At 58.9% G+C, this 14,059-nt stretch carries 16 protein-coding genes; all 16 read left to right on the top strand.

Translation table 11 applies throughout. The features are described 5' to 3' along the window. Nucleotides 1–23: 23 nt before the first annotated feature. The 16 genes from ACI2KB_RS10495 to urtD all read left to right on the top strand — a co-directional run bounded on the left by ACI2KB_RS10495 (nucleotide 24) and on the right by urtD (nucleotide 14,009). The gene (locus ACI2KB_RS10495; RefSeq protein ID WP_404634116.1) at nucleotides 24–506 is read left to right on the top strand and encodes an Hcp family type VI secretion system effector; all 483 of its coding nucleotides are present in this window, start codon (nucleotides 24–26) and stop codon (nucleotides 504–506) included. Between the two features lie 32 nt (nucleotides 507–538). Then, a complete protein-coding gene (locus tag ACI2KB_RS10500; RefSeq protein ID WP_404634118.1) occupies nucleotides 539–982 on the top strand; it encodes a DUF2778 domain-containing protein in 444 nt (147 codons plus the stop codon). Between the two features lie 653 nt (nucleotides 983–1,635). Next, nucleotides 1,636–2,838, top strand: coding sequence for a precorrin-6y C5,15-methyltransferase (decarboxylating) subunit CbiE (cbiE, locus tag ACI2KB_RS10505; RefSeq protein ID WP_404634120.1), 1,203 nt, complete (start codon nucleotides 1,636–1,638; stop codon nucleotides 2,836–2,838). Next, the gene (locus tag ACI2KB_RS10510; protein ID WP_404634122.1) at nucleotides 2,838–3,935 is read left to right on the top strand and encodes a cobalt-precorrin-5B (C(1))-methyltransferase; all 1,098 of its coding nucleotides are present in this window, start codon (nucleotides 2,838–2,840) and stop codon (nucleotides 3,933–3,935) included. The genes cbiE and ACI2KB_RS10510 overlap by 1 nt, the downstream gene beginning before the upstream one ends. After that, nucleotides 3,932–4,657 carry a cobalt-precorrin-6A reductase gene (locus tag ACI2KB_RS10515; protein WP_404634124.1) on the top strand — a complete coding sequence of 242 codons (726 nt, stop codon included), beginning with the start codon at nucleotides 3,932–3,934 and terminating at the stop codon, nucleotides 4,655–4,657. Before ACI2KB_RS10510 ends, ACI2KB_RS10515 begins: the two co-directional genes overlap by 4 nt. A 105-nt stretch (nucleotides 4,658–4,762) precedes the next feature. Continuing rightward, a complete protein-coding gene (locus tag ACI2KB_RS10520; protein ID WP_404634126.1) occupies nucleotides 4,763–5,065 on the top strand; it encodes a type II toxin-antitoxin system RelE/ParE family toxin in 303 nt (100 codons plus the stop codon). 2 nt (nucleotides 5,066–5,067) lie between these two features. Continuing rightward, nucleotides 5,068–5,364, top strand: a complete 297-nt coding sequence (locus tag ACI2KB_RS10525; protein ID WP_404634128.1) for an addiction module antidote protein — start codon at nucleotides 5,068–5,070, stop codon at nucleotides 5,362–5,364. Nucleotides 5,365–5,407: 43 nt separating this feature from the next. Beyond that, entirely contained in the window at nucleotides 5,408–5,599 is a 192-nt protein-coding gene (locus ACI2KB_RS10530; protein ID WP_404634130.1) for a hypothetical protein, read from the top strand. 52 nt (nucleotides 5,600–5,651) lie between these two features. Further along, nucleotides 5,652–6,068 carry a DUF2946 domain-containing protein gene (locus tag ACI2KB_RS10535; protein ID WP_404634132.1) on the top strand — a complete coding sequence of 139 codons (417 nt, stop codon included), beginning with the start codon at nucleotides 5,652–5,654 and terminating at the stop codon, nucleotides 6,066–6,068. A 53-nt stretch (nucleotides 6,069–6,121) separates the two neighbouring features. After that, the gene (locus ACI2KB_RS10540) at nucleotides 6,122–6,595 is read left to right on the top strand and encodes a copper chaperone PCu(A)C (RefSeq protein ID WP_404634134.1); all 474 of its coding nucleotides are present in this window, start codon (nucleotides 6,122–6,124) and stop codon (nucleotides 6,593–6,595) included. 39 nt (nucleotides 6,596–6,634) lie between these two features. After that, complete coding sequence (locus ACI2KB_RS10545) at nucleotides 6,635–7,093, top strand: DUF2946 domain-containing protein (RefSeq protein WP_404634136.1); 459 nt, start codon at nucleotides 6,635–6,637, stop codon at nucleotides 7,091–7,093. Nucleotides 7,094–7,181: 88 nt separating this feature from the next. After that, a complete protein-coding gene (locus ACI2KB_RS10550; RefSeq protein WP_404634138.1) occupies nucleotides 7,182–8,555 on the top strand; it encodes a PepSY-associated TM helix domain-containing protein in 1,374 nt (457 codons plus the stop codon). Nucleotides 8,556–9,036: 481 nt separating this feature from the next. Further along, nucleotides 9,037–10,302: an urea ABC transporter substrate-binding protein gene (gene urtA / locus ACI2KB_RS10555; protein WP_404634140.1), complete on the top strand. Its 1,266-nt coding sequence runs from the start codon at nucleotides 9,037–9,039 to the stop codon at nucleotides 10,300–10,302. 184 nt (nucleotides 10,303–10,486) lie between these two features. Beyond that, the gene (gene urtB, locus ACI2KB_RS10560) at nucleotides 10,487–12,079 is read left to right on the top strand and encodes an urea ABC transporter permease subunit UrtB (protein ID WP_404634142.1); all 1,593 of its coding nucleotides are present in this window, start codon (nucleotides 10,487–10,489) and stop codon (nucleotides 12,077–12,079) included. Then, the gene (gene urtC, locus ACI2KB_RS10565; protein ID WP_404634144.1) at nucleotides 12,079–13,158 is read left to right on the top strand and encodes an urea ABC transporter permease subunit UrtC; all 1,080 of its coding nucleotides are present in this window, start codon (nucleotides 12,079–12,081) and stop codon (nucleotides 13,156–13,158) included. Before urtB ends, urtC begins: the two co-directional genes overlap by 1 nt. Continuing rightward, complete coding sequence (urtD, locus tag ACI2KB_RS10570) at nucleotides 13,155–14,009, top strand: urea ABC transporter ATP-binding protein UrtD (protein WP_404634146.1); 855 nt, start codon at nucleotides 13,155–13,157, stop codon at nucleotides 14,007–14,009. Before urtC ends, urtD begins: the two co-directional genes overlap by 4 nt. Nucleotides 14,010–14,059 lie beyond the last annotated feature (50 nt).

Consider the following 14,059-nt stretch of genomic DNA (forward strand, 5'->3'; position numbering starts at 1 on the left):
CCACCTGAAACAAAAGGATTTTTATGGCTATTCCTGCATACCTCTGGCTCAAGGACGATGGCGGAGCAGAAATCAAAGGTTCAGTGGATATCAACCAAAGAGAAGGCAGCATTGAAATTCTGGGCTTCGGCCATGGCGTATTCCTGCCAACGGATTCCGCCACCGGAAAAGTCATGGGTAAGCGCAAGCACTCGGCACTCACCTTTGAGAAAGAGTTCGACATTTCCAGCCCCTATCTCTACAAGGCCGTTTCGACGGGCCAGACATTAAAATCGGCTGAGATCAAGTGGTACAACATCGACGATGCAGGGCAAGAAGTTGAGTACTTCAACATGCTGCTCGAAGGCGTAAAGGTCACCGCGGTTGCACCGATGATGCATGACTGTAAAAACCCAGTCACCGAGAAGCATAACCATCTTGAAGCTATTTCCCTGTGCTATGAAAAAATCACCTGGAAGCACTGCGACGGGAACATTATTTATTCTGATGCCTGGAATGAACGATGATCCGGTGTTTATTTCGGTTGAACGGCGAAGGGATGTCGACGCTGGTGTGTCCTGGGGTGGGATTTTTTCCTGCGTATTCGGGGCAGGCGGGGTCTACTCGGAATAATCCGGATGATATGGCTACCCCAAGTATCGGGCCGCTACCAACAGGTCGATATTACATAGTTAATAGACCCACTGGGAGGTTCTACTCAAAAATGCAGGATAAGGTCAAATCGCTCATCAGCGGCTCAGATCGCGATGTCTGGTTTGGGCTGTTCAAGGATGACGGAAGCATAGACGACAACACTTTCATTCAGGGTGTTCAGCGAGGAATGTTTCGTCTTCACCCTGCCGGTCATGAAGGAGTTTCCGAAGGCTGCATAACTCTACCCAGCCACTCTAATTACTCAATTTTGCGGGCCGCCTTGCTCAACATGCCTCGTTTTCAGGTAACCCCTACATTGACCGCTTACGGAGCTATCCAGGTATATTAATGAAAAACTCGACAATAGCTATTGGCTGGGCAGTCTCTTTCTTGATTTTTATTGCCATATCTTATGTAGTGGACTCATACACCTCTACTACATGGTTATGGGAAGCGCTTGGAGATACTCGAACCCGCCCTGGGGAAATCTCACGTTCCCTCGCTTTCGAAGCGGCCACTCTCGCCATATCGGCGAGCATAACCATCCTCCTTACACACCTATCATTATGCAAATTAAAGCGCAAACACCCTCAAAACTTCGACACCACACCAACACTAACAAAGTTAACAATCTCATGGTTAATCATACTTGCCGTATATGTCGTATTTCTGACAATGGCAACATTTCTAATTGACGAACTATGGCACCGAGAGGTAATACTCAACAAATACACCTTCTTAAGCATTGAAGCATGGAATCTCATCCGTGATTTATTGGCAATAACGCTACCGCTTCTTGCAACCACAGGCTTTCTCTATCTAGTCTTAAAGCTTACCACACACTTTACTTCCAGCAGGCGAGATAAAAAATGCCAAGCATAAATATCAAGCATTAAAACCATACAATTTTTTATCTCACCACGGTTCTCACGCTATCATGCCCACCTTATCCACAGGCCACCCAAACCGGCCTGTCGCAAGCATTGGGGTTGAGGGCAATACATGTCGCCGTGGCTGACAGTCGTGGGAATCGGTGAGGACGGCTTCAAGGGGCTGGGTCGCAATGCGCGGCATGCGCTGTTGCAGGCGCGTCAGGTGTTCGGCAGTTCGCGCCAACTGGATCTTTTGCCGCCGTGCATTCGCGCCGAACGTCGACAATGGCCGAGTCCGTTTTCCCTGCATTCGGTGCTTGAGCAACGCGGCGAACCCGTTTGTGTGATTGCCAGTGGCGACCCCATGCTGTTCGGCGTCGGGGTCAGCCTCTCGCGCCAAGTGCCGGTCGAACAGATGCGCGTCATTCCCGCGCCCTCCTCTTACTCGCTGGCCGCTGCGCGTCTGGGTTGGGCGTTGCAGGATGTGGTGACGCTGTCGGTGGTCGCGCGGCCCTTGGCAGCACTGAATGCACAGCTGCATCACGGCCTGCGGTTGTTGGTGCTGAGCAACGATGGCAGCAGTCCAGCGGCCATCGCTTCCTTGCTGCGCGAGCGTGGATTTGGGCCCAGCCATATGACCGTGCTGGAGCACCTCGGTGGCCCCTCCGAGCGTCGCGTGGATGGCGTTGCCAGCGAATGGTCGAATCCAGAAATTGCAGCCCTGAATCTGGTGGCCATCGACTGCCGCGCCGAGCCAGACACGTTGCGTCTGTCGCCCCTCGGCGGTCTGCCCGATGATGCGTTTCGCCACGACGGCCAACTGACCAAACGTGATGTACGCGCCATCACCCTCGCCCGCCTTGCCCCCGTGCCTGGCGAGTTACTGTGGGACGTCGGCGCCGGTTGCGGCTCAATCGGCATCGAATGGATGCGCGCCCATCCGACTTGTCGCGCGCTGGCCATCGAAGCCAACGAAGAGCGCCAACAAATGATCGAATTCAACCGCGATGCGCTGGGCGTGCCGGGCCTGCAACTGGTGCGCGGTCGAGCCCCCGATGCGCTGGAAGGGCTGGAGCAGCCCGATGCGATTTTCATTGGCGGCGGCGTGACGCGCAGTGGCGTGCTGGATCATTGCTGGGAGCAACTACGCCCGGGCGGCCGACTGGTGGCCAACGCCGTGACGCTGCAAAGTGAGGCCATGTTGGTGAACTGGCGCGAGCAGCACGGCGGCGAGCTGACGCGCATTCACATCGCGCACTCCAGACCTTTGGGCAAGTTCGACACGTGGCGTCAGGCCCTGCCCATCACCCTGCTCGAAGCGATCAAACCCTGATGCGCGAAGAAACCGCCGAGCAACCCGCCCCCCTGCGCAGCGGCCTGACCACAGGCAGTTGCGCCACCGCGACATCGCTTGCCGCCGCACGCCTGTTGTTGCGAGGCGAGGTGAACGATGCCATTCACATCACGCTACCCAAGGGCAAACAGGTGCAGATGCGGCTGGAGTTTTGTCGCTTGGTCGAAGGCGGTGCAGAGGCGGGAACGATCAAAGATGCTGGGGATGACCCGGACGTCACCCACGGCGCGCTGCTGTATTCACAGGTGGCTTTGATCGCCGAACCCGGCGTGCAGTTCGTTGCTGGAACGGGAGTGGGCACCGTCACCCGACCGGGACTGGTATTAGGCGTCGGTGAGCCTGCGATCAACCCCGTGCCACGACGCATGATGACCGAGCACCTTGCGCAACTGGCTGCCGAATGCGGCTACACGGGCGGCTTTGAAGTGAAAGTGTGCGTAGAGAACGGCAGCGAGTTGGCGCTCAAGACCATGAACCCGCGTCTGGGGATTCTCGGCGGGCTGTCGATTCTGGGGACCAGCGGCATCGTCCGGCCCTTCTCTTGCGCCGCGTACATTGCCTCGATTCATCAGGGCATCGATGTCGCGAAAACCAACGGTTACACCCACATCGCGGCCTGTACCGGCAATGCCAGCGAAGACACCATGCGCAGGGTCTACAACCTGCCCGACATCGCGTTGATCGAGATGGGGGATTTTGTCGGCGCCGTCCTCAAGCACCTGCGCAAAGTGCCTGTGGATAAACTCAGCCTGTGCGGTGGCTTCGGCAAGATCAGCAAACTCGCCGCCGGGCATATGGACCTGCACAGCCGCCACTCCAGTATCAATCTGGAACAGCTGGCGCAATGGGCCGCAGATGTCGGCGCCGATGCTGACCTGCAAGAAAAGATTCGCGGCGCCAACACCAGCCAGCAAGCTCTGGCGATGGCATCGGCAGTCGGTGTGGCGTTGGGCGATGCGGTCTGTCAGCACGCCCTGGATTTCGCCCGCAGCGTGGTGCCTGCTCAGGTGAAGGTCGAGGTCTTCGCCATTGACCGCCAAGGCGGAATCGTCGGCCACGCCGGAGCGTTCGAATGAAGCGGATTTTGTTGCTGGGCGGCGTTACCGAAGCGCTGGCCATCGCGCGCACACTTGGGCCTGAGCATATCTACAGCCTCGCGGGCGTGGGCCGGGTGCCGACTGATCTTCGTTGCCAGGTGCGGGTTGGCGGGTATGGCGGTGCGGAGGGGCTGGCGCAATTCGTGCGAGATGAAGGCATTGATCTGATCCTTGATGCGACTCACCCCTACGCCGCACAGATCAGCCAGAACGCCGCCACTGCCGCCAAACTCGCAGGCATCCCCTGCTGGGCCTTGCGTCGTCCTGCGTGGCAAGCCACCCCTGAAGACGATTGGCGCGAAGTGTCGGACTGGGCCGAACTCATCACCGCCTTGGCACCGTTCAAACGACCGCTGTTCACCTTGGGTCGCGAACCTTTGCAACACCTGCACGAAATCCCCGAACACCAGTTCTGGACGCTGCGCGCCCTCGACAGCTATCCCGGAAACGAACGATGTGAAGTCATCGGCGCCAGGGGGCCGTTTCAGCTTGAGGATGAACGGGCTTTGTTCGAACGCAAAAACATTGATGTGCTGATCAGCAAGAACAGCGGCAGTGGGGCGACTGAACCCAAGCTGGAGGTGGCTCGGGAGCGGGGGGTGCCGGTGTTGGTGTTGAAGCGGCCGGTGCTGGCGGGGGTGGATCGGGAGTTTTTCGCTATGAGAGACATTCTTGGTGCATTGCAGGATTCTTTCTCATAGCGCTGCCACATCAGGCTAAGTCGCCACCGCCCTGCAGAAAGTTCTGACCACATTGGCTTAGGCCGTCCGACTTCGGAAAAGTATCCTACGAGATACATTCTCCGTATGATTTTTCTCGAACGCTCCATTTCATTCTCAAGATGGCTGAAGTCCCTGAAAGACAAGACCGGACAACAACGAATCTTTGCGCGCCTTGACGCTGCCCAAGAAGGTCATTTTGGAGATTGCCAACCTGTTGGCGGCAGCGTTTTCGAGATGCGCATACACTATGGGCCGGGATATCGAATCTATTTCACCCGACGTGGCGACGTCACCTATCTACTGCTCATTGGCGGCGACAAGTCGACTCAGGCACGGGACATCGATCAGGCCAAGGAAATGGCGAAAAACCTCGGCAAGAGGACATAAGCATGAAAGTCAATGAAGAATTCAAACCCTACGACGTAGCTGAGTATCTGGAAACCCCTGAGGACATGGTGGGTTACCTGAACGCCTGCCTTGAAGAAGATCAGGGCGACGGCGTTCTCGTCAGCAAAGCGCTGGGAAATATCGCCCGCGCCTACGGCATGACCCAGATCGCTAACGAAACAGGGCTGGGAAGAGAAAGCCTATACAAAGCTCTAGGTGCCAACGGAAACCCGGAATTCGCGACGATAATGAAAGTGATCAAGGCGCTAGGCCTCAAGCTGCACGCCTCTACAGACTAATCAACTCTCGCCAGCCTACGTACTTGTGCCCTGTGAGGTGTAAATGGCCGCCACACGCTGCTGCAAAAAAACGATAAAAGAGAGAGCTCAAAAAGACCCTGAGTTTGTGCGGGGTTTGCTGAGCGAAGCGGCATTGTTATCTCAAAGCGGTGAATCCGAAGCTGCAAAAATCATCCTCCGGGACCTGTTCAACGCAAAGCGGACGAGCATCGACGAAATCACACCCGCAACATAACGCCGCACCAACACTTTTTACATCTCACGGCCATTCAGGCTAAATGGCCGACATGAAACCACAACAATCCTCCCTCATCAGTCACAAGCGGCGCCGGGCCTTCGCCTGGGTTGCCTGCTTTGCGCTGCTGTTCGGCATGCTGGCAATGCCCATGACGCCGACGATGCCGCGCACGCAGGGGGAGCAACTGGTGTGGGGAAGTTTTTGTACCGGCCAAGGCACGCAGTGGGTGGCGACGTCCATCGCGCCTGCCGATCAAGGCACGCCTGAGCGCAACGACCATGCGTTGATGCAACACTGCCCGTGCTGTTCCGGGGCGCTGTCGATGGTCGCCGTGCCATCGGGCAATCAGCTCGGTTTCCTGGTCTTCATTCAGCCCGTCCATCTACTGGACGCCGACCTGCTGTTCCACACACCACCACGGGTGCTGTGGCCCAATCTCAACCCCCGTGCCTCCCCACGGGTCTGATCGTTCGCTCACGCTGCACGCCGCGTATCTGAATGGATTGGAGACCCCCGTCGATGTTGAAAAAAGTTCTGTTGCTGGCAGCACTGCTGCTGCCTGCCTGCTATGTTGAAGCTCATGAGTATGCAAAAGGCCATCTAGCAATCGCCCACCCTTGGTCGATGGAGTTGCCGCCGAATGCGCCCACGGTTGCGGCGTATTTCGTGATCAGCAATGCAGGCCCTGATGCCGATCGCCTGACCGGTGTCGACAGCCCCATTGCAGGCACCGCTCAATTGCACGAGCACGTGAACAGAGACGGCCTGATGAAGATGCAGCAGGTGCAGACGGTGGACATTCCGGCTGGCGGCGCAGTGACGTTCGCGCCGATGGCTTACCACGTCATGCTGCTGGATCTGAAAGACCGCTCGAAGCTGACGGACGGCCAGATGTTCCCGCTGACCCTGCACTTCGAGAAAACCGGCGACGTGACGGTCCAGGTCATGGTGCAGAAGCAGGCACCGGACGCAGCCCCCGTACACGCTCATTGACTGGCCTCTGACCGTCGAAGCTGACCCCACGTGAAGCGCATGCCTGCGGTACACGCTCATTCTGCCAACGCACCTCGTACATCGTCGGGTGCGTGGCTGAGCCTGTTCGCCATGGTGATGATTTTCATCGGCCCGCTGGTTTCCCAGTCGATGCCGATGGAACATCACGCAGGCATGTCGATGTCTGCCCCTATGTCGAGCGAAATGGACATGTCCGCGCCCATGGACATGTCGGCAGCAGATCACAGCAACCACCACGCCGCATCGAACCAAGCGAGCAGCGACGCAGGCGGCATCGATCATGTGATCTGGGCCAAGTGCGGCTATTGCACCCTGCTGTTCAGTTGTCCCGCGCTGACGCAGACGCTAGCGGTCATTGCCCCCGTCCCGCCGAAGCCCGCAGACTTCTACAACGCAGCCCCGCAACAGGGCCACGCGCAACGCAACGTCTTCCCCAACGCCCGCAGTCGCGCTCCGCCGTTCGCTTCCGTCGCCTAATCCTTTAATAAAGATTCGTACCCGCTGATGACCCTTTCGTCGTCAGCGTGCTGCGCCGTGCTTACTTCCCTGACGGGAGCGTTTCATCATGTCCAAAACCAACGTGTCGTTCTACAACCTGGCGTGGCGCTGGCATTTCTATGCCGGGCTGTTCGTGGCGCCCTTCATGATCCTGTTGTCGCTGACCGGGATCGTTTACCTGTTCAAACCCCAGCTCGATTCGCTGATGTACCGCGATCTGCTGACCGTCAAACCCGCCCACCACCAGCTCAGCGCCGATGAACAACAGCAACGGGTGCTGGAGGCGTATCCGAAGGTCTTGATCAGCAAATACTTGCCGCCCGTGAATGCCGAGAGCAGCGCGCAATTCGTAGTGAAACAAGACGGGCGTGATGTGAACCTGTTCATCGATCCGTACAGCGGCAAAATCCTCGGCACCCAGGACGCCAAGAACAATTTGCAAGCCATGGCCCGCGCCCTGCACGGCGAGTTGATGATTGGCACCGTGGGCGACCGGCTGGTCGAACTGGCGGCGGGCTGGGGCATCGTGCTGGTGGTGTCAGGTCTTTATCTCTGGTGGCCACGGGGACGTTCCTCGGCAGGGGTGCTTTTTCCAAGAATCTCGGCGAAAGGCCGCGTGCTGTGGCGTGATCTGCATGCCGTGACCGGTTTCTGGGGCTCGGTGGCGCTGCTGTTCATGCTGCTCAGTGGCATGACCTGGACGGGCATGTGGGGCAAGGTCTACGCCGATGTCTGGAACACCTTTCCGGCGGCGATGTGGAATGACGTGCCCAAGTCCGACAAACAGGCCAGCGAACTGAACACGGCTGCCGTGCAAACCGTGCCTTGGGCGATGGAAAACACACCGATGCCGGTGTCGTCCGGCGATCACGCCGAACACATGAACCATGGCGCGATGTCCAGTGCGCCTGCCGCACCGACTGTCACGTTGCAGCGAGTGGTGGATATCGCCAGAGAGCGCAACATCGAACCTGGCTACAGCATCACGCAACCGAAAACGGCCGATGGCGTGTTCACGGTTTCAGTGTTTGCTGACGATCCGCGCGACGACGCGACGCTGCACGTCGATCAGTACAGCGGCAAGGTGCTGGCAGACGTGCGCTACACCGATTACAGCGCTGTGTCCAAGGCAACCGAGCTGGGCGTGATGCTGCATGAGGGCAAGATGTTCGGCTGGCTGAACCAGTTGATCATCCTGTTCATCTGCCTGATGGTGCTGCTCAGTTCAGTGAGCGGCATCGTGATCTGGTGGAAGCGTCGCCCACAAAATGGCTGGGGCGTTCCACCGCTGCGTCATGACCTTCCCCGCTGGAAAATCGCGACAGTTGTGATGCTGGCACTGGGCGTTGCCTTTCCGCTCGTCGGGATTTCCATGCTGGCAGTATGGTTGCTCGATCGGATAGCCCTTTCGCGCTTTGCCAAATCGGCGGCGACAGCTTAGATTGCGTCCTGCGGGGCCTGAAATCATTTTTGAGTGGTTTAGTGATGAATTCCTCCTCATTTCCGGTTTCAGGCCCCGTTCTTTCCTTTTTCTGAAAATACAGCTTTCCCGACGACACTCTTCCTTGTGGGAGCCGGCTTGCTGGCGAATGCGAGCTGCCTGCGACGAATGAGCTGACTGTCCCGCCGCTTTCGTCGGAACGCCGCCCGCACCAAGCCGGCTCCCACAGATGTCATGCATACGCCCTTTCATGTGAAAACCTGTCGGGCACGTCAGCTTTTCGCACCAGATCAGCGCGCAGCGCGCACCACTCAACCCACCCCACCCCATATTGGTGCACGCCCTCTTCGTAGCGCGACGCTTTCATTCGATTTTGCGACCCCTGCCGCCTTGGCCCAGCCTTTGCTAAAGCCTGAGTAGCCTCAACTTCTGCATCGCCAACCGCAGTCGTCTCAAAAAAATCAAAGAATGGAGCTAGCCAATGAAGCGTCGCAGTTTGATTAAAGCGTTCACCTTGTCCGCATCGATCGCCGCTATGGGTTTGACCTGGACCGTCCAGGCCGCCGAGACCATCAAGGTCGGCATTCTGCATTCTTTGTCCGGCACCATGGCCATCTCCGAGACCTCCCTCAAAGACATGGCGCTGATGACCATCGACGAAATCAACGCCAAGGGTGGCGTCAATGGCAAAAAGCTGGAAGCAGTGGTTGTCGACCCTGCCTCCAACTGGCCGCTGTTCGCCGAGAAGGCGCGCCAACTGCTGACCCAGGACAAGGTGTCTGTGGTGTTCGGCTGCTGGACGTCGGTATCGCGTAAATCGGTATTGCCAGTCTTCGAAGAGCTGAACGGCCTGCTGTTCTATCCCGTTCAGTATGAAGGCGAAGAGATGTCGCCGAACGTGTTCTACACAGGCGCGGCGCCTAACCAGCAGGCGATTCCTGCGGTCGAATACCTGATGAGCGAAGACGGCGGCGCGGCCAAGCGCTTCTTCCTGCTGGGCACCGACTACGTCTACCCGCGCACCACCAACAAGATTCTGCGCTCGTTCCTGCACTCCAAAGGCGTGAAGGACAGCGATATCGAAGAGGTGTACACCCCGTTCGGCCACAGCGACTACCAAACCATCGTGGCCAACATCAAGAAGTTCTCCGCTGGCGGCAAGACGGCTGTGATCTCCACCGTCAACGGCGACTCCAACGTGCCGTTCTACAAGGAACTGGGCAACCAGGGCCTGAAAGCCACCGACGTTCCGGTCGTGGCTTTCTCGGTGGGCGAAGAAGAACTGCGCGGCGTCGACACCAAGCCGCTGGTGGGCAACCTGGCCGCCTGGAACTACTTCGAGTCGGTGAAGAACCCGGTCAACACCAAGTTCGTCAATGACTGGAAAGCCTACGCCAAGGCGCACAACCTGCCGAACGCTGACAAGGCGGTGACCAACGACCCGATGGAAGCCACCTACGTGGGTATCCACATGTGGGCGCAGGCGGTCGAGAAAGCCAAGTCTACCGATGTGGATAAAGTCCGCGAGGCCATGGCCGGTCAGACCTTCGCTGCGCCGTCGGGCTTCACCCTGGAAATGGACAAGACCAACCACCACCTGCACAAGCCGGTGATGATCGGCGAGATCAAGGCCGACGGTCAGTTCAACGTGGTCTGGAAAACCAAGGAGCCGATCCGCGCCCAGCCGTGGAGTCCGTTCATTCCGGGCAACGACAAGAAGCCTGACTATGCGGTGAAGAGCAACTAAGCGAACACAGGCACACAGCCCCTGATGGTTCCCACGGTCCCCGTGGGAACCGCGCCTTGGACGCTCCGCGTGCGACACCGGATGACGCAGAGCGTCAGGGGATGCATTCCCACGCAGAGCATGGGAACGATCAGCAGGTTTCCTCGTATGGCGCGAGTCATGCGGGTGCTTCCAGGACCCCGATATGCCCAGATTGCTCTACCGCCTTTTTCTTGCCCTGAGCCTGTTGCTGCCCTTCGCAGCCCACGCCAGCGACGCCGGTGACTTTGTCGCGGCCGACTCTTCCGAACGCGCTGAATTGCTGGAAAACTGGGCAGCCAAGCCCGATCCGGCCCGCGTTCCCCTGCTCCTTGCGCTGCAAGATGGCCGAGTCGCTGCCGACAGCAGCAACCGCGCCTTCATCCAGAACAGCGACGACAGCTTCACCCCCGTCGATCCGAATGCCCCGGCATTGGCCGAAGCGCCCAATCCCGACGAACCGCAAACCATCAGCCTGAATAACCGCTTGCGCGGTCTGGTGGAAACCGCGCTGGCCAGTCATCGCCTGCTCGACCCTGATGCGAAATTGCGTCTGGCGGCGGCCCTGACCCTGCAAAAGAGCGCCCGACCCGCGCAGCTCCAATTGCTGATGCAACAAGTGGCCAGTGAAAAAGACGACACTGTTCACGCCGCTCTGAATCTGGCCCTCGCCAACCTGCAATTGGTGGACACCAGCCCGACCGTGCGTCTGGCAGCAGTGCGTTTGCTGGGCGAAACCGGCGACCCACTCGCCCGCACTCGTCTGGAGAACCTGCTCGAACCCAACGTCGAAACGGACGCGACCGTGCGTCTCGCCGCCGAAACCAGCCTGGCGCAAGTCAAACGCAAGCTGATGATTGGCGAAGTCATTGGCCAGGTGTTCAGTGGCATTTCCCTCGGCTCGATTCTGCTGCTCGCGGCACTGGGTCTGGCGATCACCTTCGGCTTGCTGGGCGTGATCAACATGGCCCATGGCGAGATGCTGATGCTCGGCGCCTACGCCACTTACGTCGTGCAGTTGATGTTTCAGCGCTACGCACCGGGCGCTATCGAGTTCTATCCGCTGGTGGCGCTGCCCGTGGCGTTCTTCGTCACGGCCTGCATCGGCATGGCGCTGGAGCGCACGGTGATTCGTCATCTGTATGGCCGCCCATTGGAAACCCTGCTCGCAACCTGGGGCATCAGCCTGATGCTGATTCAACTGATTCGTGTGGTGTTCGGTGCGCAGAACGTCGAAGTGGCCAACCCCGAATGGCTGTCCGGTGGCATTCAAGTGCTGCCGAATCTGGTGCTGCCGTACAACCGAATCATCATCATTGCCTTCGCCCTGTTCGTGGTCGTGCTGACCTGGCTGCTGCTGAACAAGACCCGTCTGGGCCTGAACGTGCGCGCCGTCACTCAGAACCGCAACATGGCCGCGTGCTGTGGGGTGCCGACCGGGCGCATCGACATGATGGCCTTCGGGCTGGGTTCGGGCATCGCGGGGCTGGGTGGCGTGGCGTTGAGTCAGATTGGCAACGTCGGCCCTGATCTGGGCCAGAGCTACATCATCGACTCCTTCCTCGTGGTGGTACTCGGCGGCGTCGGCCAACTGGCCGGTAGCGTGATGGCGGCCTTCGGGCTGGGCATCGCCAACAAGCTGCTTGAACCGCAAATCGGCGCAGTGCTGGGCAAGATTCTGATCCTGGCGCTGATCATTCTGTTTATCCAGAAACGTCCGCAAGGTCTGTTCGCACTCAAAGGACGGGTGATCGACTGATGAACCAGCCATTGATGGTTACCGCCGCGCAACGCGCTGGCACTAAAGTCACACTCACCGTGGGCGCGGTGATTCTCGCGATCCTGATTGCCCTGCCGCTGCTGTCGCTGTTGCCCGACGGCAACGGGCTGCAAGTGTCGGCTTACACGCTGACGCTGGTGGGCAAGATTCTCTGTTATGCCATTGTCGCCCTGGCGCTGGATCTGGTCTGGGGCTACGCGGGTCTGTTGTCACTGGGCCATGGACTGTTCTTCGCCCTGGGCGGTTATGCCATGGGCATGTACCTGATGCGCGAAGCGTCGGGGGATGGCCTACCTGCGTTCATGACCTTCCTGTCCTGGACCGAGCTGCCGTGGTATTGGGTCGGCACTCAGCACTTCCTCTGGGCCATGTGCCTGGTGGTGCTGGCGCCGGGCTTGCTGGCGCTGGTGTTCGGCTTCTTCGCCTTCCGTTCGCGGATCAAGGGCGTGTACTTCTCGATCATGACCCAGGCCCTGACCTTCGCCGGAATGCTGCTGTTCTTCCGCAACGAAACAGGCTTTGGCGGCAACAACGGCTTCACCAACTTCCGCAGCATTCTGGGCTTTGGCATCACGTCTCAGGGCACCCGCGCCGTGTTGTTTCTGCTGACGGTGGCATTGTTGGTGGGCAGTCTTTACGTGGGCTGGCGTCTGGCGCGCAGCAAGTTCGGTCGTGTACTGACCGCCGTGCGCGATGCTGAAAACCGCCTGATGTTCTGCGGCTATGACCCGCGCGGTTTCAAACTGTTTGTCTGGGTATTGAGCGCGGTGTTGTGCGGCCTCGCCGGGGCGCTGTACGTGCCTCAAGTGGGGATTATCAACCCCAGCGAAATGTCGCCGACCAACTCCATCGAAGCTGCGGTCTGGGTCGCTCTGGGCGGTCGCGGCACACTGATCGGGCCGCTGCTGGGCGCAGGCCTGGTCAACGGCATGAAGAGCTGGTTCACCGTGGCCTTCCCTGAATACTGGCTGTTCTTCCTTGGCGCGCTATTCATTGTGGTGACGCTGTACCTGCCCAAAGGCGTGATTGGCCTGATCAAAAAAAGGGGCGAGCAATGAAAAGCACACCCACTCCCGCGTTCGATCCAGTGCTGGACCCTAACAGCGACGCAGGCACCAGCCGCGACGCCATCGGCTTGGGCCAGGTCGCAGGCAAAGGCCTGAACACCCTGCACGGGACCATCCTCACCCTGGAAAACATCAGCGTCAGTTTCGACGGTTTCAAAGCGCTTAACGATCTGAATCTGTACATCGGTGTCGGTGAGCTGCGCTGCATCATCGGCCCCAACGGCGCGGGCAAGACCACTCTGATGGACGTGATCACCGGCAAGACCCGCCCCAGCCATGGCACGGCCTGGTTCGGCGAGACGCTGGACCTGACCAAGATGAGCGAAGTGCAAATCGCCCAGGCCGGGATCGGTCGCAAATTCCAGAAACCCACCGTGTTCGAAGCCTTGAGCGTGTTCGAGAATCTGGAGTTGGCGCAAAAAACCGACAAATCGGTGTGGGCCAGCTTGCGGGCCAGGCTCAATGGCGAACAGCGCGATCGCATCGACGAGGTGCTGGAAACCATTCGCCTGACCTCGTCGATGTCGCGCCCTGCAGGTTTGCTTTCACATGGTCAGAAGCAGTTTCTGGAGATCGGCATGTTACTGGTTCAGGACCCGCAATTGCTGCTGCTCGACGAGCCGGTAGCGGGCATGACCGACGCCGAAACCGAATTCACCGCCGAGCTGTTCAAGGGCCTGGCGGGCAAGCATTCGCTGATGGTGGTCGAGCATGATATGGGCTTCGTCGGCACCATCGCCGACCACGTGACGGTATTGCACCAGGGCAGTGTGCTGGCGGAAGGGTCGCTGGAAGAAGTGCAGGCGGATGAGCGGGTGATCGAAGTGTATTTGGGACGCTGATTCAGATTTTGATCGTTCCCACGCTCCGCGTGGGAATGCATCCGCCGACG

This window comes from Pseudomonas sp. NPDC088444, from assembly GCF_044900175.1.
In the GTDB taxonomy this organism is placed as follows: domain Bacteria; phylum Pseudomonadota; class Gammaproteobacteria; order Pseudomonadales; family Pseudomonadaceae; genus Aquipseudomonas.